The sequence below is a fragment of the Propioniciclava sp. LT432 genome (genome assembly GCF_059515965.1).
The window spans coordinates 49626-69601 of record NZ_JCAKNE010000015.1; the positions used below are offsets into that span (position 1 = coordinate 49626).

Genomic DNA, 19976 nt, shown 5'->3' on the forward strand with positions numbered 1-19976 from the left:
CGAGTGGGCCGGGGCGTGGGCGGCACGCGGTCAGGACTGGGACGCGAACAGGATGTCGACGACGTAGACGACCGTGTCACCGGCCTCGATCGGCGGGTTCTGGCTGGGCTTGTCGTAGCCCAGTGCCGGCGGGGCGATGAGGACGACCCGGGAGCCGATGGGCTGCCCCACGATGCCCTGCTGCCAGGCCGCGATGGTCTCGTCGATGTTGCCCGCGACGGGGGCGTCGAACTTGTCCTCGACCATCTCTCCCGTCTTCCACGACCACGCGCGGTAGCGGACCACGACGGTGTCGCCCGCCTCGACGGCCGGCTGGACTCCCCGGATGACCGGCGTGGCCACCAGTTCGGACGGCGGGGTGCTGCCCGTCGGGATCGTGACGGTGGGCTTGCCGCCCTCGTCGCCCAGGGTGACGGGCAGGGACGGGGTCTCGGGGGTGCCGGACGGCTCCTGGGCCGACACGGCCAGGACGTCCACGACGAACACGAGCGTGTCACCGACCTCGATGGCGGGCGGGTTGCCGCCGGAGGAGTCGTACCCGTCCGTACCCGGCATGGCGATGAGGATGCGCTGGCCCGCCTTGGTGCCGGTGAGGCCCTTGGTGAATCCGGGGACGACCTGGTTCAGGGGGAAGGGGGTGGGTGCGCCGCCGTCCCACGAGGAGTCGAACTTCTCCCCCGTGCGACCGTTGATGCCGACGTAGTGCACCTCCACGGTGCTGTCGGCCGTCGCCGCCGGCGCCGCCGCATTGCCCTCCACGATGGTCCTGGTGCGCGTCTCGTCGATCGCGAAGGGCGCCGGGACCGTGACCTCGGGTGCCGCGCCGGCTGCGCCGGCCACCGTGATGCCGTCGAGGTTGTTCGACGCCGGAACCGGCTCGCGGCTCGGCGTGGGGGTCGGTGTGGCCTCGGGGGTGGCGGACGCGGTCGCGGCGGGGGTGGCGTCCGGGGACGCGGTCGACGCGGGTGCCCCACCGCAGGCGGCGAGGGTGAGGGACAGCGCCAGCGCCGAGGCGCCGAGGACGAAACGGGAAGGACGGCGGGTCAGGTGCACCCAGCCATGCTAGCGGTCAGTGCATGGGGGGCACGAAGCCGCCCAAGGGGCGCAGCCGAGGCTCCGATCGCATCCGCGACACCAGGGCGGACGCCTCGGGCAGGCTCTCGACGAAGGGGTCGGTCAACGCCAGGTCCACCGGCTCCGGACGCCGTCCGTCGGGGCCGGGGAGGTCCCGCACCGCGAAGTGCGACCAGTCGACGGCGTGGTCGCGGCCGCCGTCCTGGGCCGCGGCCAGCAGGTCGCCGCGCAGCCGGGCGCGGGTGGCGCCGGGAGCGATCCGGGTGGCGGCGGCCACCTCGGCGTCCGTCGTGTGGCGGACGCCGTGCGCCCCCTCCCAGCGGGCGGCCAGCCCGCGGGGGCGCCCGTCCGGTCCGACACCGATCTCGTGCCAGCGCAGGTCGAGGGCGTCCAGCCGGGGATCGGTGTCGGCGAGTTTGTGCCGGTCACGCCAGGCCTCGATCACCCGACGCTTGGCGTCCCACTCGGCGCCGCTGGGTCGCCCGGCGTCGAGGGCGTCCAGCAGGTCCCGCCAGGCCCGCCAGCCGGCGCCGGTCTCGTCGGCGTCCGAGGCGAGGTCCTCGGTCGCGGCGAGGTAGGCGCGCTGCAGTCCCCGTGCGGTGACCCAGCGGCCGTCGGTGGCCGGGACGCCGGCGTCCGGGTCGCGGTTCCAGGTGCGCAGGGCCGGGAGCGGCTCGACCGGCCCGGGCGGCGGCGTCCCACCGGCCTCGGCGCGGCGCAGCACCAGCTCGGTCGCCACGACGACGAGCCACATCGGGTGCTCCAGGGAGTTGGTGTCCCCCGAGATGACGTGCAGACGGCGGTGCCGCTCGGCGTCGGCGTGCGGCTCGTCGCGCGTGTTGATGAGCGGACGCGACCGGGTGGTCTGGTTGGAGACCACGTCGGCCAGCACGTCCCCGCGCTGGGCGAGCGCGAAGCGTCCGCGGCGCCAGTGTCCCGCCCCGCCGACGAGCAGCCGCGACACCAGGAACGGCACCAGCCAGTCGCTGAGGACGCGCGGGTCTGTGGCGCGGTCCACGAGGTAGTTCTCGTGGCTGCCCCAGGTGTTCCCGAACGGGTCGACGTTGTTGCGCAGGAGCCGGAACGACGTGTCCCGGCCCTCCTCCGCCTCCAGCGCGGTCGCTGCCCGCGCCAACTCGAGCAGGAGCACGTCCCCTGCCCGCTGCGCGGTGACGACCTCGGACGCGGTGGTGCACTCCGGCGTGGCGTACTCCGGGTGCGAGCCGATGTCGAGGTACAGGCGTCCGCCCCCGCGGTGGAAGAGGTTGGTCGTCGCGTACTCGCGCGCGATCGGTGCGAACAAGCGCTGGCCGGCCTCATCCGCCGAGAGCCTGCGCCCGTCGCTCGTCACGGCGAGGCCGTACTCGGTCTCGATCCCGTAGATGCGCCGAGGCGCCACTACAGCTTGACGGCGTCCAGGAGGGCGCCGAGCTCGTCGCGGGTCAGGTCCCGGATCTGGCCGGACGGTAGGTGACCCATCTTGACCGGCCCGATCTGGGTGCGCGCGAGAGTCCGCACGGGATGGCCGACCGCGTCGAACAGGCGGCGGACGATCCGGTTGCGACCCTCGTGGATCGACAGCGTGATCATCGTGCGTTGGTCGGTCCGGATGCCGAGCTTGAGGTTGTCGGGGTTGACCCAGCCGTCCTCGAGGCGGATGCCCTTGCCGATGCGCTTCAAGGTCGCGTTGTCGACGAAGCCCTCCACCTCGGCCACATAGGTCTTCGTGAGCTCGTAGCTGGGGTGCATCATCCGTTGGGCGAAGTCGCCGTCGTTGGTGAGGAGCAGCATGCCCTCGGTGTCGGTGTCGAGCCGCCCGACGTGGAAGAGGCGGTCACGCGAGTACTTGCCCAGGAAGTCGGCGACGGCCGGGCGCCCCTCGGGGTCGTCCATCGTCGAGACGACGCCGCGCGGCTTGTTCAGCACGACGTAGACGTGCCGTCGGGGCGGCGGGATGCGGCTGCCGTCCACGCGGATGACGTCGTGGTCGGGATCGACACGGCGGCCCTGCTCGGTGACGACCTGGCCGTTCACCTCGATCCGGCCCTCCTCGATCATGATCTCGGCCGCGCGTCGCGAGGCGATGCCCGCCTGGGCGAGCGCCTTCTGCAGCCGGATCCCCTCCTCCGCCCCCATCAGGAAGGCTCGGAGAGGCGGTCGAGATCCACCGTGGCCGGCACCTCGTCGGCCGTGGCCGCCTGCTGGTCACGCTCCTCGTGCTCGGACGCCTCGGCCTCGGCCCACGCGGCGGCCTGCTCCGCGCTCGGGATCTCGATGTTCTCGCTCATGGGTCCATCATCCCGCGCGGCGGGCGTCTCGGCCAGCCCGGCCAGTTCCGCCTCCAGCAGGGACGCCTCCGGGAGGTGCGGGGCGATGGGCGGCAGGTCGTCCAGCGACGTGAGCCCCATCTTCTCCAGGAACAGCGGGCTGGTGCGCCACAGCATGGCCCCCGTCTCCTCCGAGTGCCCCGCCTCCTCGATCAACCCGCGCGTGGCCAGCGTCCGCATGACGCCGTCGACGTTCACCCCGCGGATGGACCCCACGCGGCTGCGCGAGAGGGGCTGCAGGTAGGCCACCACCGCGAGGGTCTCCAGGGCCGCCTGCGACAGCTTGGCCTGCTGGCCCTCGAGCACCCAGGTGGCGATGAGCTCGTGGTGCTCGGGACGCGTGTAGAGGCGCCAGCCCTCGCCGACCTGGCGGAGCTCGAAACCCCGCCCGGTCTCGTCGTAGAAGCCGGCGAGTTCCTCCAGCGCCTCCCACACCACGGGCGTGGGGACGTCCAGCGCTTGGGCCAGTTCGGCGGCCCCCATCGGCTCGGTCGCCATCAGCAGCAGCGCCTCCAGGGGCGCCGTCACCGTCGTGTCACGCATGTGTCTCCTCCGTGTCGCCGGACTCCGCCGGTTCCTCCTGGGGCGTCCCGCCGTCGAACTCCGCCGAGATCCGCAACTCGCCGTCGGCGCTGCCGGTCCACCGGATGGTGAGGTCGCCCAGCGGCGTCACCTGCTCGAACGCGACCGCCCGCTCGCGGGCCAGCTCCAGCAGGGCCAGGAAGCGCGCCACCACGACGAGCCGCTCGCCGGCGTCCGCCACCAGCGCGCGGAACGTCGCGGTTCCGGCCTTGCGGAGGCGCCCGACGATGATGTCCGCCTGCTCGCGGACGCTGACCGCCGGCGCGTGCAGGTGGGCCAGCGACACCGTCGGCTCCTCCCTTGGCTGGAGGGCCCGGGCCGCCAGCCAGGCCAGGTGGTCACCGTCGACGGGGATCTCCACCTCGGGGAGCAGGCGGGTGAAGGCGTCTTCCAGGCCCCCGGGTCGGGCGTGCCGCAACGCCTGCTCCGCGAGCCGCTCCCCCATGAGCCCGGCCACGACCTTGAAGGCCCGGTACTGCAGGAGGCGGGCGAACAGCAGGTCCCGCGCCTCGAGCAGCGCCAGGTCCTCGGCGTCCTCGACCTCGCCCTGGGGCAGGAGACGCGCCGCCTTGAGGTCGAGCAGGGTGGCGGCGACGACGAGGAAGGAACTGGTCTGGTCGAGGTCCCACGACTCCCCCAGGGCACGGATGTGGGCGATGAACTCGTCCGTGACGCGGCTGAGCGCGACCTCGGTCACGTCCAGCTTGTGCCTGCTGATCAGCTGCAGCAGCAGGTCGAAGGGGCCCTCGAAGTTGTCCAGCCGGAGCGTGAAGGCCGCCGGCTCGGTCACTGCGAGAGCCGCCGGACGACGTCGGCCTCTTCCCCCTGCTCGGCAAAGGCCGCCAACGCGGAGGCGATGGCCGCCCGGACGATGCGTCCCCGGTCGACGGCCAACCCGTGCTCGGCCCGGAGGTCGAGTCGCAGGCGCTCCAGGGCCAGCAACTCATCGCCGCTCACGTAGACGGTGATCTTCTCGTCGTGCCGAACCCGGCCGGTGTGCTCGACGTCCCCCGCCTGCGCCGAGGCCGGACGCCGACGCGGCGCCTTGGCCTTCGGGGTGGGCTCCGGCGCGGGATCGGACTCGCGGAGCGCGTCCGCCTCGGCGCCGATTTCGGCGGTCGAACGGAAGAGTTCGGACGCCCCGGGCAGGCCTAGGCGTCGGGACATCTCGCGAGCACCTCCCGGGCCAGGTTGCGGTAGGCGGTCGCTCCTGGGCTCGAGCTGGCGTACGTGGTGATGGGTTCCCCGGCGACGGTGGTCTCGGGGAACTTGACCGTGCGCCTGATCACGGTGTGGAACACCCTGTCGCCGAACGCCTCGACGACGCGATCCAGCACTTCGCGGCTGTGCAGCGTCCGGCCGTCGAACATGGTGCCGACGATGCCGAGGATCTCCAGCTCGGGGTTCAACCGTTCGGTGACCTTGGCGATGGTGTCGGTGAGGAGCGCCACGCCCCGCAGGGCGAAGAACTCGCACTCCAGCGGGATCATCGCCTGGTCGGCGGCCGTCAACGCGTTGACGGTGAGCAACCCGAGGCTGGGCGCACAGTCGATGATGATGATGTCGTAGGCGTTCCTGACCGTGCGCAGCGCACGACTCAGGGTCTGCTCGCGGGCGACTTCGGAGACGAGCTGCACCTCGGCGGCGGACAGGTCGATGTTGGCCGGCAGGAGGTCGAGGTTCTCGACGGAGGTCTGCAGGATGACCTCGTCGATGGAGACGTCACGGGACAACAGCAGGTTGTAGATGCTGAGGTCGAGGGTGTGGGGGTTGACCCCCAGGCCGACGGAGGCGGACCCCTGGGGATCGAAGTCCACGAGGAGGACCTTGCGGCCCGTCTCGGCGAGCGCGGCGCCCAGGTTGATCGTGGTGGTCGTCTTGCCGACGCCACCCTTCTGGTTCGTCATCGCGATGACCACGGCGTTCTTCGGTCCGGCCTTCGGCGCGCGTGGCTCGGGCAGGTCGGGCCAGGGCCGCCCGGTCGGGCCCAGGCCACTGGCCTCGGTGTCGGCATCGTCCTCGAAGAGCGCCGGATTGTGGCTCACGATGGTCCTTCCGTGGGGTCGTCACGGGTGACCTTACGCCCAAAAAGGCGACAAAGTGACTCGGCGCGCGGCCCGGCCCGGAGACGGACGTGGAGACGCTCAGGACGGCCCGCTCCCCGATCGGGCCGTCCTCCCGGTGGAGCGGTCAGGCGACGACGCCGAAGCCCTGGTCCCACCCGAACTTCTCGCCTGCGGCGAGGCTGATCTGCAGGAAGCCCATGGCCTCGAGCTCGCTGGGCAACAAGCTACGTCGGCATTGTTGAACCGTCAACCTTTTGGTACAGTTGTTGCCATGACCGACGTGCGATGGCTGAACGAGACCGAGATCGAGACCTGGCTGAAATTCCGGGCCGTGGTGGAGCTGTACCCCGGCCTGCTCGACTCCCAGCTGCGCCGCGACTCCCACCTCACCCACATGGAGTACCAGGTGCTCGCCATGCTCTCGGAGCAGCCGACCCGCACGCTGCGGATGACCGGGTTGGCCAGCCGCACCAACTCCTCGCTGACCCGCATGTCGCACGTGGTGACGCGCCTGGAGGGTCGGAGCCTGGTCGCCCGGAGCGCGTGCAAGGAGGACGGCCGGGCCACCAACGTCACCCTGACCGACGAGGGCTACCAGGTGCTCGTCGAGGCGGCGCCGGGTCACGTCACGCAGGTCCGCGAGTCGTTCCTGGACGCCCTGAGCGCCGAGCAGCTCGAGCAACTCGCCGCGATATCGGACGCGATCCTCGACCGCATCGATCCCGATGGACGGATGACCGCCCGCTGACCACGACAGCCCGTCAGGCCCGCGCGCGCGGGTGCGAACTGAGGAAGACCTCCCGCAGGTGCTCGACGGTCACGAGCGTGTAGATCTGCGTGGTGGTCACCGAGGCGTGCCCGAGGAGCTCCTGCACCACCCGCACGTCCGCCCCGCCATCGAGGAGGTGCGTCGCGAACGAGTGGCGCAGCGTGTGCGGGCTCACTGGCACCCCGAGGCGGGCGCGCTCGCCGCACTCGGTGAGGATGTTGAAGGCGGACTGTCGGGACAGGCGTCCGCCGCGCGCGTTGAGCAGCAGCGCCGGGCCGGGCCGCGACGCCCGGGCGATGAAGGTCGGACGCCCACGCACCAGCCACTCCCCGACGGCCGTCCGGGCGAAGGACCCCAGGGGCACGATCCGTTCCTTGCGCCCCTTGCCGAAGAGCCGGACGCCCAGGTCGGGATCCTGGAGTTGCGCCGAGACGTCGTCCACGTCCAACGCGCAGACCTCCGAGACACGCGCGCCGGTGCCGTAGAGCAACTCCAGCAGCAGGGCGTCCCGCAGGCCGACCGGCGTCGTGCGGTCCGGGACGTCCAACAATGCCTGCACCTGGTCGACCGACAGTGCCTTGGGGAGGCGCTTCCCCTGCTTGGGGGCCGAGACGCGAGCGGCCGGGTTGTCGTCCGCGTCACCGTCGCGGACGGCGAACGCGTGGAACCCCCGGACGGACGCCACCGCACGCGCCACACTGGAGGGCGCCAGCGGCGGACGGTCCACTCCCCCGGCCCGCAGCCGCTCCGCGAACGCCTGCACCTGGTCGGGGTGCACGTCGGCGACGGAGGTCACCCCCTCGCCTGCCAGGAAGGCCACGTATCGGGCGAGGTCACGCCGGTAGCCCGACACGGTGTGCACCGAGGCGCCCACCTCGGCCTCGAGGTGGTCCAGGTAGGCGCCGACGGTTCGCTCGAGGGGGGTCAACGCGGCCGCGTCTGTCCGCCGAGGGCATGGATCCGGGCGTCGCGAGCCTGTTTCGCCCCGCGCGCGGGCCACGGGCTGTCGGCCGGACGCAGCGCGTCCACCCTGCCGGTGCGCAGGGCGGCGTACGCGGCCAGGGTGCCGACCACCATCGTGGGGTTCTGGATGCGTCCGGCGTAGATCGCCTCCACGAGTTCGTCGAGGGCGACCAGGCAGACCTCCATCTCGGCCTCCTCGTGTTCGACCACGAACCCGTCGGGACGCCCCACCCGCGTCAGGCCCCGGGCCAGGAAGACGCGGAGCGTCTCCTGCAGGCAGCCCGGGGACGTCATGTAGTCGACCAGGATGCGCCAGTCGGACGCCGCCAGCTCGACCTCCTCGGCCAGCTCGCGTTGGGCCGCCGCCAGCCACGAGGTCTCCCCCGCGTCGATGAGGCCGGCCGGAGGCTCGACCAGCCGGAATCCGACCGGGTGCCGGAGTTGGCGCACGACCACGACGCGCTCGGCGTCGTCGAGGGCGATGATCCCCACCGCGCCGGGGTGCAGGAGGTAGTCGCGCTTCATCACCTCGCCGGCCGGGGTCAGGACCTCGTCACGGACGAAGTCGGACACGAGCCCGCCGCCCAGCAGTGTGTGGGAACGCACCGGCCAGGCGAGCGGCTCGTCGGTGACCTCGTCACCGGTCAGGACGCGCAAGGAGGACGACACGGGGTTCATCCCACCAGACGCTGGCTGCGCCGGCGTTCGAGGGCGGCGGAGACGAGGCCCGCGAACAACGGGTGCGCCTGGGTCGGGCGCGACTTCAACTCGGGGTGGGCCTGGGTCGCCACGAAGAACGGGTGCTGCGCGCGGTCGAACTCGACGAATTCGACGAGGGTGCCGTCCGGGGAGGTGCCCGAGACGTGCAGTCCGGCCGCCTCGAGCCGGTCACGGTAGGCGTTGTTGACCTCGTACCGGTGCCGGTGCCGCTCGGAGACCTCGGTGGTTCCGTACGCCTCGGCGACGAGCGACCCCTCCTGCAGCACGGCCGGGTAGGAGCCCAACCGCATCGTGCCACCCAGGTCGCCGGCGCCCTCCACGAACGCGTGCTGCTCGGCCATCGTCGAGATCACCGGATGCTCGGTGCGGGGGTCGAACTCCGTGGACGCCGCGCCCGGCAGGCCCGCCAGGTTGCGGGCCACCTCCATCACCATGCACTGCAGGCCCAGGCACAGGCCCAGCGTGGGGATCCCGTTCTCCCGCGCGTAGGTGAGCGCACCGAGCTTGCCCTCGACACCCCGGATCCCGAAGCCCCCCGGGACGACGACGGCATCGACGTCGCCGAGCAGACGAGCCGCCCCCTCGTGCGTCGCGCACTCATCCGACGGCACCCAGCGGATGTCGGCCCTGGCCCAGTGGTGGAACGCACCCGCGCGGAGTGCCTCCGTGACCGACAGGTAGGCGTCGGGCAGGTCCACGTACTTGCCGACCAGCGCGATCGTCACGTCCTCCCGGGGGTGGCGGACGCGCTGGAGCAGGTCGTCCCAGCGACGCCAGTCGACGTCGCGGAACTTCACGCCCAGGCGACGCACGACGTAGGCGTCCAACCCCTCGTTGAAGAGGACCGCGGGGATCTCGTAGATGGACGAGGCGTCGGGACAGGAGATGACGGCCTCCTCGTCCACGTCGCACATCAGCGCGATCTTGCGCTTGATCGAGGCGGGCACGTCGCGGACGCAGCGCGCCACAACGGCGTCCGGCGTGATGCCGACCTGACGCAGGGCGGCGACGGAGTGCTGGGTGGGCTTGGTCTTGAGTTCACCGGACGGCCCGATGTAGGGCACCAGGGACACGTGCAGGAAGAAGCAGTTCTCGCGGCCGACCTCGCGGCGCACCTGTCGGGCCGCCTCCAGGAACGGGAGCGACTCGATGTCGCCGACGGTGCCGCCGATCTCGTGGATCACCACGTCGGTGTGCTCGCCGGCCATCGCCTGCATGTCGTCGCGAATCTGGTTCGTGATGTGCGGGATCACCTGCACGGTGTCCCCCAGGTAGTCGCCGCGCCGCTCCTTGGCGATCACGGTCGAGTAGACCTTTCCCGTGGTGATGTTGGCCTCGGCGGAGAGGTTGACGTCCAGGAACCGCTCGTAGTGGCCGATGTCCAGGTCTGTCTCGGCGCCGTCCTCGGTGACGAACACCTCGCCGTGCTGGAACGGGTTCATGGTGCCGGGGTCGACGTTGAGGTACGGGTCGAGCTTCTGCATCGTGACGCGGAGTCCCCGCGCGACGAGCAAGGAGCCGAGGCTGGAGGCCGTCAGGCCCTTGCCGAGGGAGGAGGCGACGCCCCCGGTGACGAAGATGTGCTTGGTCTGCTGCGCGATGCCCACGGACCTCCAGCATACGTCCGTCGCGCACCGGCCCGCACCGGGAGGCAGGGCCGGGGCGATGTTGGAACATGTTCGACACACAACGCGATCGGGTGGATTTTTCGGACCGCCTCCGGTTCGATCGGTGCATGGACGTCGAACTCGTCGAGATCCGGGACTTCCTGGCACGGCACGAACCCTTCGACACGCTGCCCCCGGCCGTGCTGGACGAGCTGCCCCGGCAGCTCACGGTCAAGTACTACCGCCGCGGGACGCCGATCGTGAGCCTGGGGCAGCGCAACAACCACCTGTTCATCCTCCGCTCCGGCGCGGTCAACATCATCGACGCCCAAGGCGCCCTCGTGGAGCGCAACGACCCCGGCGGCAGTTTCGGCGTGTCCTCGGTGCTGTCGGGGGACCCCAGCCTCTACACGCTGCGCGCCCACGAGGACTCGCTCTGCCTCCTGCTGCCCAGCGAGGTCTTCCACGCCCTGATGGGCGAGCACCGTGAGTTCGCCGACTTCTACCTGCGCCGGCAGGCGGGCCGGCTGCGCCATGCCGTCGCGGCGACCCATGCCGAGGGGGCCGGGTCGGCCATCCTGCGCACGCGCGCGAGCGAGATCATCCGCAGGGACCCAATCACCATCAGCCCGGACCGCACGATCCGCGAGGCGGCCGAATCGATGACCGAGCACCGGGTCTCGGCATTGCTGGTCACCGAACCGGCCGGCGACCCCGCCGGCCGGCTGGTCGGCATCCTCACCGACCGCGACCTGCGCACCAAGGTCATCGCCCAGGGGCGTCCGACCGACGCACCCGTGGCGACGGTGATGACCCCCGACCCGGTCACCATCGACCCCGACACCCTGGCGTTCGAGGTCTTGGTCCTGCTGGCGCGCCGCGGCTGGCACCACCTGCCCGTCGTGGAGGGCGGACGGCTGCTGGGCATGGTCTCCTCCGGTGACCTCATGCGCTTGGAGCAGGCCAACCCCAGCTACCTCGTCGGGGAGGTCGAGAAGCAGACCGACGTGCCCGGCCTCGTCGCGAGCGCCCGACGCATCCCGCAGGTGGTGATGCACGCCGTCACCCAGGACGCCACCGCCGAGGACGTCGCGCGCGTCGTCACCGCGATCGTGGACGCCCTCACCCGCAGGCTCCTCGAGATCGCCGAGGTCGAGCTCGGCCCGGCCCCGGTCCCCTACTGCTGGGTCGCGCTCGGCTCCCAGGGGCGCCTCGAGACCGGCCTCCAGTCCGACCAGGACAACGCGATCATCATCGACGACTCCGCCACCGACGAGCAGGTCGCGTGGTTCGGCCAGCTCGCGGACCAGGTCGTCGACGGACTGGAGGCGTGCGGCTTCGAGCGGTGCCCCGGCGACATGATGGCGTCGAACCCGCAGTGGCGCGTTCGTCGCTCCACCTGGGGCTCCCACTTCGCGGGGTGGATGAACGCCCCCGAGCCGGACGCCCTGCTCAACGCGCAGACCTTCTTCGACATGCGTCCCGTCCACGGGGACCAGCGACTGTACGAGACCCTGCAGGCCGCGGTCGTCCAGCGGGCCCCGGGCGCGACGCGCTTCCTCGCCCACATGGCCAAGCAGGCGCAACGCTTCGAACCGCCGATCGGGTTCTTCCGTGACTTCGTCCTGGCCGACTCCGGCGAGCACGCCAACACCCTCGACATCAAGGCGGGCGGCGTCGCGCCGATCGTCCAGATGGCGCGATTGTTCGCCCTCGCCAAGGGCGACACCGACCTCAACACGCACGATCGCCTGCAGCAGGCCGCGAAGTCCGGTGCGCTCTCGGCGGACAAGGCGGACGACCTCGCCGACGCCTTCGAGTTCATCAACTACGTGCGCCTGCGCCACCAGGTCCGCCAGCTCAAGAACGGCGACTCCCCGGACAACCACGTCCTGCCGGCCGCGCTCAGCTCGTTCGAACGGCGTCACCTGCGCGAGGCCTTCACGATCATCCGGTCGATGCAGAAGGCGCTCGCGTTCACCTACCGCACCGACGTCACCTCGTGATGGCCGGCCTGTTCAGACCGTCGTTGGAGCGTCGTCGCGCCCGGGCCGCGGCCCGGGCGTCCGGTGCGTTGGCGGACTTCTACCGGGTGCCGGTGCAACCGCCGAGCACTCCGGCGTCAGCCTTGCGCCTGTTGGCCCTCGACGTGGAGACCACCGGCCTGGACCCCCGGAAGGACACCGTGCTGAGCGTCGGCTGGGTGCCGGTCGACGGGGAGGCGATCACGCTGGCGGGCGCCGGCCACCTCGTGCTGGCCGCGGACACCGAGGTGGGCCAGTCGGCGGTGTTCCACGGCATCACCGACGACCAGGTCGCCGCCGGGACGCCCGTCGCGGAGGCGGTCGACCAGGTGTTGGACGCGCTGGCGGGCCGGGCCATGCTCGCCCACTTCGCCATGATCGAGACGCGGTTCCTGTCCCTGCTGTGCGAGCGGCTGTACGGGGCGCCGCTGGTCACCCCCGTCGTCGACACCCTGGTCCTGCACGACCGGTTCATCAACCGCGGCTTCGACGACGAGGCGCGTGCCGGGGAGTTGCGCCTGTGGACTGCCCGGACGCGCTACGGCCTCCCCCGCTACAAGGCCCACAGCGCACTGACGGACGCCATCGCGTGCGCCGAGCTGTTCCTGGGGCACGTCGCCGAGGTGTCGGCGGAACGACCGCAAACCCTGGCGACGCTCAGCTCCTGAGCGCTTGGTCCCTTCGGCAACTGGTTGCCCGCGGTTGGCCAACCCGTAACCCAACAAGGGGCAACGCGAAACCGAGCGGGTCTAACTTCTCGGGCGTGACCACTTCCACGGTGTCGGCTCGCGCCACGACGACGGACGACCCGCCCCGGCGCAAGCAGCGCTGGAACCTGCGGGAGGTCCTTCTCGCGGTCGTGCTGGTCGCCCCCAACCTCATCCTGCTGGCTGTCTTCACGTACCGCCCGCTGCTCGACAACGTCCGGTTCTCGCTCTACGACTGGAACATCAGCTCCCCCACCGCGCGCTTCATCGGCCTGGGCAACTACGTCGAGTGGTTCACCTCCTCGGACACGTTCATGATCGTGTCCAACACGGTCATCTTCACCGTCGCGGCCGTCGTCGGCTCGATGGTGCTCGGCCTGGCACTGGCGCTGCTGCTGGACCAGAAGCTGTTCGGCCGTGGCGCCGTCCGATCCCTGGTGTTCATGCCGTACGTCATCTCCGGCGCGGCGATCGGCGTCGCCTTCCAGTTCGTGTTCGACCCCAGCTTCGGCCTCATCCAGGACGTCCTGGGCCGGTTCGGCCTCAGCTCCCCCAACTTCTACCAAGTGCCCGGTTGGGCCCTCTTCATGGTCACGGTCACGTACATCTGGAAGAACCTCGGCTATGTCTTCGTCATCTACCTGGCAGCCCTCCAGGGCCGCCGCAAGGATCTCGACGAGGCCGCCGAGATCGACGGCACGTCGGCCGTCCGCCGGCTGTTCCGGGTGACCCTGCCCCAGCTGCGCCCGACGACGTTCTTCCTGTCGGTGACGGTGTTGCTGTCGAGCTTCCAGGTCTTCGACATCATCCAGGCCATGACCGGCGGCGGCCCGCTCGGCATCGGCACGACCACGATGGTCTTCCAGGTGTACCAGGAGACCTTCACCAACGCCCGGGCCGGGTACGGCGCCACGGTCGCCTCGATCATGTTCCTGGTCGTGCTGGTGATCACGCTCATCCAGGTCCGTTTCCAGGACAGGCAGGACTGAGCCCATGAGCACCGAGTACGCCCCTGTGGTCAGCCCCGTCGTCCCCTCCCCGGCGTCCGACGGACGGCGGGCGCCGCGCCGGCGCCACCCCGACGAGAAGTCCCTGGGCGCGAGGATCACGGGGTACCTCGCCCTGGCCGTGACCGTCGCCGTCATCGCCGTCCCGCTCTACTTCATCCTGGTGACCTCGCTGAAGACCCACCCGGACATCTACTCCGACCCGGTGACGTGGTGGCCGAACCCGTTCGCGCCGGAGAACTACGCCTACCTCACCGAAACGGTGCCGTTCCTCACCTACCTGAGGAACTCCATCGTGATCACGGCGGTGCTGACCGTCGTCCAGGTCACCTTGGGCGTCCTCTCGGCGTACGCGTTCGCGTTCCTGCGTTTCCCGCTGCGCAACACGCTGTTCCTGGTGGTCATCGCCGCGCTCATGGTGCCCAACCAAATCACCATCATCAGCAACTACTCACTGGTCGCGAACCTGGGCTGGCGCAACACGTTCCAGGGCATCATCGTGCCGCTGGCGGGCGTCGCGTTCGGCTGCTTCCTCATGCGCAACCACTTCCTGAGCCTGCCCAAGGAGATCATGGAGGCGGCGCGCCTGGACGGGACGAGCTTCTTCCGAACGCTGTTCCGCGTCGTCCTCCCCCTGTCCTGGCCCACGGTCATCGCGTTCACGCTCATCACGATCGTGACCGAGTGGAACCAGTACCAGTGGTCGTTCCTCATGTCCGACACCGATGCCGTCATGCCGCTGCCGGTCGGCCTGACCAAGCTGCAGCAGAACGAGGGTCTCACCAACTGGGGCCCGGTCATGGCCGGCACGGTCCTGACCGTCCTGCCGATCCTGGTCATCTTCCTGGTCCTCCAGAAGCGGATGATCAAGGGCCTCACCGCCGGCGCCGTCAAGGGCTGATCCCGCCCCCGACCCCACCCCCACCCCAGACCGGACGCCACCGCGTCCGACCCCGCACCACCGACCGAAAGGCACCACCATGATCAACCGCCGTTCCTTCCTCGGCCTCGCCGGGGCCGGCGTCACCGCCGCAGCGCTCGCCGGCTGCGCCGGCCCGGGCACCGCCCCGGCCGCCGCGCAGCAGGCGTCGACGGGTCCGCTGCAGTTCTGGTCCAACCACCCCGGGTCGTCGAAGGAGGTCGAGCAGAAGATCATCGACGCCTGGAACGCGGCCAACCCCGACTCCAAGGTGGAGTTGATCGACGGCGGCGCCAACTACGAGGAGCTCGGCCAGAAGTTCAACGCCGCGCTCGCCGGGGGCCAACTGCCCGACGTGATCGTCGCCTCCGACGTCACCTGGTTCAACTTCGCCCTGAACGGCGCCACGGCCGCGCTGGACGACCTCTGGAAGGAGGCCGGCGTCAAGGCCGACACCTACGTCGACACCCTGCGTGAGGACTACGCCTACGACGGCAAGCACTACGGGATGCCCTACGCGCGCTCGACCACCCTCATGTACTGGAACACCGACCTGCTCCAGGCCGCCGGCCTGCCGGTCGACCGCGGTCCCGAGACGTGGGACGAGTTCGCCGAGTGGGCGGGCAAGCTCAAGCCCCTCCTGGGCGACAAGCCCGTCCTGATGATCCCGGACGGCAGCAACTACCTCGACTGGTACTTCCAGGGCATGATCTGGACGTTCGGCGGCAAGTACTCCGACGAGTGGAAGCCGGCCTTCACCGACGCCAACTCGATCAAGGCGGGCGAGTTCCTCGCCGAGCAGTACAAGCTCGGCCACATCGGCATCGCCAAGGACGCCAACAACACCTTCGGCATCGGCGGCTCCGCGGGCCTGCTGCAGTCCACCGGTTCGCTGGGCGGCCTGACCAAGGCGGCGAAGTTCCCGTTCATCACCACCTACCTGCCCGGCCCCAAGCCGGGGGCGTGCACCGGTGGCGCCGGCCTCGCCATCCCCGCGGGCATCGCCAAGGAGCGCCAGCTCAAGGCGGTGAAGTTCGTGGACTTCCTGACCAACACCGCGAACACGATCGCCTTCACCCAGGCCACCGGCTACATGCCCGTCCGCAAGGACGCCGTGGAGGACCCGGCCGAGAAGGCCTACCTGGAGCAGAACCCGAACGCCATGACCGCCATCAAGCAACTCAACGAGAACACGGCCCCGCAGGACGCGGCCCGTGTCTTCGTGCCGGGTGGTGGCGCCCGCATCGGTGGGGCGCTCGACAAGATCACCGTCGGTGGCCAGGACGTGACCACGGTCTTCACCGCCCTGCAGGAGGAGACCCAGAAGGTCATCGACCGCGACATCACGCCCAAGCTGAAGAAGTGACCTCGCGTCTGTTGACCACCCCGTAGCTCCAGGAGGAACACCATGGCGACCGTCGAGTTCCGGCAGGCTTCGCGCATCTACGACCCCAAGCGGCCCCCCGCGGTGAACCGCGTGTCGCTGACGATCGGCGACGGCGAGTTCCTCGTCCTCGTCGGCCCGTCCGGCTGCGGCAAGTCGACCACCCTGCGCATGCTGGCCGGTCTGGAGCCGGTCGACGAGGGCTCGATCCTCATCGACGGCGTCGATGTCAGCAACACGCCTGCCCGGGACCGCGACACCGCCATGGTGTTCCAGAGCTATGCCCTCTACCCCAACATGACCGCGCGCCAGAACCTGGCGTTCGCGCTCGAGAACGCGAAGGTCCCCAGGGCCACCATTGCGGAGAAGGTGGTCAGGGCCGCCGCCATGCTCGAGTTGGAGGACCTGCTGGACACCAAGCCCGGCGCCATGTCGGGTGGCCAGCGCCAGCGCGTGGCCATGGGTCGCGCCATCGTGCGCGACCCCAAGGTCTTCTGCATGGACGAGCCGTTGTCCAACCTGGACGCCAAGCTGCGCGTCTCGACCCGCTCACAGATCGCACACCTGCAGCGCGAACTCGGAGTCACCACGGTGTACGTCACCCACGACCAGACCGAGGCCATGACCATGGGCGATCGGGTGTGCGTGCTCAGGGACGGCGTCCTCCAGCAGGTGGACTCCCCCACGACCCTCTACGAGAGGCCCATCAACACGTTCGTGGCGGGCTTCATCGGCTCCCCGGCCATCTCGCTCCTGGACGGGGTCACCGTCACCGACGGCCGCGCCGTCATCGGCGAGGGTCACGGCACCGACCTCGGGTTGCCGCGCCCGTGGAGCTCCCGCGTCGGCGACCGGGTGGTGGTGGGCATCCGCCCGGAGAACTGGGAGGTCGTCGGCTCGGGCGCGGCGCGTCCCGACGGTGCGCTTCCCCTCCAAGTCGAGCTCGTGGAGAACCTGGGGTCGGAGCTGTTCCTGCACTGCGCCCCGATCATGACGGACGACTCACCCGTCTCGGTCCGCGGTCGCCGCGTGGTGATCCGTGCGGACAAGCGATCACGTCACGTGGCCGACGAGGTGCTGCACGTGCGTCCGCGGACGGGCGAGGCGAACTTCTTCGACCCGACGTCCGAGGTCAACCTCGAGTACCTCGCGAACTGACCCCCCGCACCGGGCTCAGGCGTAGGCGCGCGGACCGAAGATCGTCGTCCCGAGCCGGACGCAGGTCGATCCACACTCCACCGCGAGTTCGTAGTCGCCCGACATGCCCATGCTGAGCGTGTCGAAACCACCCCCGTGCTCGTCGCGGAGGCGGTCCCGCAGGTCGGTCATGGTGGTGAAGCAGGAGCGGACGTCATCCTGGTCGTCCGTGTTCGTCGCGAGCGTCATCAGCCCACGGACCTCGAGCCCGTCCAGCTGCCGCACCGCGCGCACGGCGGCGGCGACCTCGTCGGGCGCGAACCCGAACTTGGTCTCCTCCCCGGACGAGTTGACCTGGACCAGCACCGGGAGCCTGCGCCCCAGCGCCTGCATCCGGCGGTCGAGCACCTCGGCCAGTTTCAGCGAGTTCAGCGCTTGGAACTCGGCCGCCAACTCCGCGACGATCCTGGCCTTGTTCGACTGCAGATGGCCGATGAAGACCCAATCGAGGGCCAGGTCGGCCAGCTCGGACGCCTTGGCCTCGAGTTCCTGCGGGCGGCTCTCGCCGAACCGGACGGCCCCCCAGGCGTGCGCCTCACGGATGGCCTCGCTGGGGTGCGTCTTGCTGACCGGGAGCAGTTCGACCTCGCCGGGGTCACGCCCCACGCGCGCACAGGCGGCATCGATGCGGGAGCGGGCGGTGGTGAGTTGGTCGGCGATGGTCACCGTCCCATCTCACCACGTCCGGGCAGCCTCAGAGGGATCCGTCGTCGACGTCAGGGCCAGCGCGCGGCCAACGACAGGACGGCGAGCGAGGCGAGCACGGCGAACGCCAGGGCGATGCCCGCGTACAGCTCGGTGACCTCCTGGTCGACCTTCTCGAAGCCGACCGACCGCGCGATCGAGGAGTAGACGCGCTGCAATTCGTTGCGTGACCCCGCTTGGAACGCCTCGCCGCCCGACTCGCGGGAGACTGCGCTCAGCTCAGCCGGGTTGACCGGGACGGGTTCACGCCGGCCGTTGCTGACGACGTAGCCGCCGGGCGTTCCGTACGCGATGGTGTACACGGGGATGCCGGAGGCCTTGGCGTCGCGCGCGGCGGCCAACGAAGGACGGCCGATGTTGGTGGTGCCGTCCGACAGCAGCACGATCGCACCCGGCGTGGGTGCGTCCGGATCCAGGGGGTCGGGGGGCACGAGCTGCAAGGCGTCGAGTGAGGAGTAGATGCCCTCACCGATGGCCGTGGAAGGCGCCAACTGCAGGTTCTCGATCGCCCGCTTCACCAGCCCGCGGTCCTGCGTGGGCGGCGTGATGATGGAGGACGACCCCGCGAACGCCACCAGCGACACGTTGAAGCCACGCGGCAGCAGGTCCACGAAGCTCACGGCCGCCTCCTTGGCCGCGTCCAGTCGGTTCGGCTCGACGTCGGTGGCCTCCATCGAGCGGGAGACATCGATCGCCATCACGACGGTTGCCCGCTCACGCGGCACGTCGACGGCGTCCTTCGGCTGGGCGAACGCCACGACGAGCGAGGCGAGGCTGCCCACGGCCGCCACCACGGCGACGTGCCTCTTCCACGCGGCCTGCTTCGGCATCACCTTGGCGAGGTTGTCGATGCCGACCCTGCGCGACCGGGACCGGCTTCGCCCCACCAGGAGGGCGTACAGACCCAGCAGGGCGGGAACCAGCGCGAGCAGCCACAGCCGCTCGGGGTGGAAGAACGCGATCAACGGCGTCATCACGGCCACCTCGCCCCCAGTGAGACGGCGGCCAGGGCGGCCAGCACCGCGAACGCGAGGCCGTATCCGGCCCACGTCGCGGTGGTCTCCTTCTTGACCTCCTCGAAGCCGACCTCCGACCCGAGGTTCTGGTACACGCGGCTGAGGTCACCGGCCGACTCGGCCGTGTACGTCGTGCCGCCGGACACCTTCGCGATCTCGGCCATGAGCTCCTCGTCCGGCGGAACGCGCTCGCGCTTGCCGTCGAGGTCGACCGACCCGTTCTCGGTGCCGTAGGCGATGGTGTGGACGGGGACGTTCGCGTCCCGCGCGGCAGCGGCCCCCTGGATCGGCGACCGCCCGGCGGTGTTGACCCCGTCGGACAGGAGCACGATGGCGCCCGGCGCTGTGGACCCGTCGTCACCGCGGGGAGCCATCTGGATGGCGCTGAGTGCGACGTAGAGGGCGTCGCCGACCGCCGTGGAGTCCTGCAGCGTGAGGGCGTCGATGGCGCGGTTGGCGTACACACGGTCGGTGGTCGGGCTCAGGCGGGTGGCAGGGTTGCCGGACAGGCTGACCACGGCCACGTTGTAGCGCTCCGGCAACTCCGAGAGGAAGGCCTTCGACAGGCGTTGGGCCGCCTCCAACCGGGAGGGCTCGACGTCCGTCGCGGCCATGGACCGGGACACATCGATCACCAGCACCACGGTGGCGCGTTCGCGCGGCACCTTCTCGACGCCGTTCGGACGCGACCAGGCGAGGACCAGCGCGACCAAGGAGGCCAGGGAGAGCGCCACGGCCAGGTGACGGCGCCACTGCGACTGCCGGCGCACCACGCGACCCAGGACGGCGGTGTTGGTGAACCGCATGCCTTGCCGCCCCTTGCGGCGGGAGGCCCACAGGTACGCGGCGACCAGGACCGGGACCAGGAGGAGCCACCACAGGCGCTCGGGCTGCAGGAACATCTCCGAC

20 protein-coding genes are annotated in these 19976 nt (G+C 70.5%); 7 read left to right on the forward strand and 13 right to left on the reverse strand.

The window, feature by feature from the left end; all coding sequences use genetic code 11:
• Positions 1 to 30: 30 nt before the first annotated feature.
• Genes AC5YDV_RS09815 through AC5YDV_RS09845 form a run of 7 tightly spaced genes read right to left on the reverse strand, consistent with a single transcriptional unit; the run spans position 31 to position 6028 of the window.
• Complete coding sequence (locus AC5YDV_RS09815; protein ID WP_496183348.1) at positions 31 to 1053, reverse strand: FKBP-type peptidyl-prolyl cis-trans isomerase; 1023 nt, start codon at positions 1051 to 1053, stop codon at positions 31 to 33.
• A gap of 16 nt (positions 1054 to 1069) precedes the next feature.
• Positions 1070 to 2473, reverse strand: a complete 1404-nt coding sequence (locus AC5YDV_RS09820; RefSeq protein ID WP_496183349.1) for a proteasome accessory factor PafA2 family protein — start codon at positions 2471 to 2473, stop codon at positions 1070 to 1072.
• Positions 2473 to 3210 (reverse strand): pseudouridine synthase, encoded by a 738-nt coding sequence (locus tag AC5YDV_RS09825; protein ID WP_496183350.1) that lies wholly within the window; start codon positions 3208 to 3210, stop codon positions 2473 to 2475. Before AC5YDV_RS09825 ends, AC5YDV_RS09820 begins: the two co-directional genes overlap by 1 nt.
• Positions 3210 to 3944 (reverse strand): SMC-Scp complex subunit ScpB, encoded by a 735-nt coding sequence (gene scpB, locus AC5YDV_RS09830; RefSeq protein ID WP_496183351.1) that lies wholly within the window; start codon positions 3942 to 3944, stop codon positions 3210 to 3212. The genes AC5YDV_RS09825 and scpB overlap by 1 nt, the downstream gene beginning before the upstream one ends.
• A complete protein-coding gene (locus AC5YDV_RS09835) occupies positions 3937 to 4773 on the reverse strand; it encodes a segregation and condensation protein A (RefSeq protein WP_496183352.1) in 837 nt (278 codons plus the stop codon). The genes scpB and AC5YDV_RS09835 overlap by 8 nt, the downstream gene beginning before the upstream one ends.
• Positions 4770 to 5150: a hypothetical protein gene (locus AC5YDV_RS09840; RefSeq protein WP_496183353.1), complete on the reverse strand. Its 381-nt coding sequence runs from the start codon at positions 5148 to 5150 to the stop codon at positions 4770 to 4772. The genes AC5YDV_RS09835 and AC5YDV_RS09840 overlap by 4 nt, the downstream gene beginning before the upstream one ends.
• Complete coding sequence (locus AC5YDV_RS09845; protein WP_496183354.1) at positions 5135 to 6028, reverse strand: ParA family protein; 894 nt, start codon at positions 6026 to 6028, stop codon at positions 5135 to 5137. The genes AC5YDV_RS09840 and AC5YDV_RS09845 overlap by 16 nt, the downstream gene beginning before the upstream one ends.
• 292 nt (positions 6029 to 6320) lie before the next feature.
• On the opposite strand from AC5YDV_RS09845, the gene AC5YDV_RS09850 reads away from it, so the two are divergent.
• The gene (locus AC5YDV_RS09850; protein ID WP_496183355.1) at positions 6321 to 6797 is read left to right on the forward strand and encodes a MarR family winged helix-turn-helix transcriptional regulator; all 477 of its coding nucleotides are present in this window, start codon (positions 6321 to 6323) and stop codon (positions 6795 to 6797) included.
• Between the two features lie 13 nt (positions 6798 to 6810).
• Here AC5YDV_RS09850 and AC5YDV_RS09855 read toward each other — a convergent pair whose 3' ends face one another.
• The 3 genes from AC5YDV_RS09855 to pyrG are packed head-to-tail and all read right to left on the reverse strand — an operon-like array spanning position 6811 to position 10108.
• Positions 6811 to 7746: a site-specific tyrosine recombinase XerD gene (locus tag AC5YDV_RS09855; protein ID WP_496183356.1), complete on the reverse strand. Its 936-nt coding sequence runs from the start codon at positions 7744 to 7746 to the stop codon at positions 6811 to 6813.
• Complete coding sequence (locus tag AC5YDV_RS09860) at positions 7743 to 8450, reverse strand: NUDIX domain-containing protein (protein ID WP_496183357.1); 708 nt, start codon at positions 8448 to 8450, stop codon at positions 7743 to 7745. The genes AC5YDV_RS09855 and AC5YDV_RS09860 overlap by 4 nt, the downstream gene beginning before the upstream one ends.
• Positions 8451 to 8455: 5 nt before the next feature.
• On the reverse strand, positions 8456 to 10108 hold the full coding sequence (gene pyrG / locus AC5YDV_RS09865; protein ID WP_496183358.1) for a CTP synthase: 1653 nt from the start codon (positions 10106 to 10108) through the stop codon (positions 8456 to 8458).
• A 128-nt stretch (positions 10109 to 10236) separates the two neighbouring features.
• On the opposite strand from pyrG, the gene AC5YDV_RS09870 reads away from it, so the two are divergent.
• The 6 genes from AC5YDV_RS09870 (at position 10237) to AC5YDV_RS09895 (ending at position 17307) form a co-directional block, all read left to right on the forward strand.
• A complete protein-coding gene (locus AC5YDV_RS09870) occupies positions 10237 to 12114 on the forward strand; it encodes a putative nucleotidyltransferase substrate binding domain-containing protein (protein WP_496183359.1) in 1878 nt (625 codons plus the stop codon).
• On the forward strand, positions 12114 to 12800 hold the full coding sequence (locus AC5YDV_RS09875; protein WP_496183360.1) for an exonuclease domain-containing protein: 687 nt from the start codon (positions 12114 to 12116) through the stop codon (positions 12798 to 12800). Before AC5YDV_RS09870 ends, AC5YDV_RS09875 begins: the two co-directional genes overlap by 1 nt.
• A gap of 95 nt (positions 12801 to 12895) precedes the next feature.
• Complete coding sequence (locus AC5YDV_RS09880; protein ID WP_496183361.1) at positions 12896 to 13828, forward strand: carbohydrate ABC transporter permease; 933 nt, start codon at positions 12896 to 12898, stop codon at positions 13826 to 13828.
• Positions 13829 to 13832: 4 nt separating this feature from the next.
• Positions 13833 to 14747 (forward strand): carbohydrate ABC transporter permease, encoded by a 915-nt coding sequence (locus tag AC5YDV_RS09885; RefSeq protein WP_496183362.1) that lies wholly within the window; start codon positions 13833 to 13835, stop codon positions 14745 to 14747.
• A 79-nt stretch (positions 14748 to 14826) separates the two neighbouring features.
• Positions 14827 to 16131 (forward strand): ABC transporter substrate-binding protein, encoded by a 1305-nt coding sequence (locus tag AC5YDV_RS09890; RefSeq protein ID WP_496183363.1) that lies wholly within the window; start codon positions 14827 to 14829, stop codon positions 16129 to 16131.
• A gap of 42 nt (positions 16132 to 16173) precedes the next feature.
• Positions 16174 to 17307 (forward strand): ABC transporter ATP-binding protein, encoded by a 1134-nt coding sequence (locus AC5YDV_RS09895; protein WP_496183364.1) that lies wholly within the window; start codon positions 16174 to 16176, stop codon positions 17305 to 17307.
• Positions 17308 to 17322: 15 nt separating this feature from the next.
• Here the strand turns inward: AC5YDV_RS09895 and AC5YDV_RS09900 are convergent, their stop codons facing one another.
• The 3 genes from AC5YDV_RS09900 to AC5YDV_RS09910 are packed head-to-tail and all read right to left on the reverse strand — an operon-like array spanning position 17323 to position 19969.
• Positions 17323 to 18012, reverse strand: a complete 690-nt coding sequence (locus AC5YDV_RS09900) for a YggS family pyridoxal phosphate-dependent enzyme (RefSeq protein WP_496183365.1) — start codon at positions 18010 to 18012, stop codon at positions 17323 to 17325.
• Between the two features lie 50 nt (positions 18013 to 18062).
• A complete protein-coding gene (locus AC5YDV_RS09905) occupies positions 18063 to 19034 on the reverse strand; it encodes a VWA domain-containing protein (RefSeq protein WP_496183366.1) in 972 nt (323 codons plus the stop codon).
• Complete coding sequence (locus tag AC5YDV_RS09910; protein ID WP_496183408.1) at positions 19025 to 19969, reverse strand: VWA domain-containing protein; 945 nt, start codon at positions 19967 to 19969, stop codon at positions 19025 to 19027. The genes AC5YDV_RS09905 and AC5YDV_RS09910 overlap by 10 nt, the downstream gene beginning before the upstream one ends.
• Positions 19970 to 19976 lie beyond the last annotated feature (7 nt).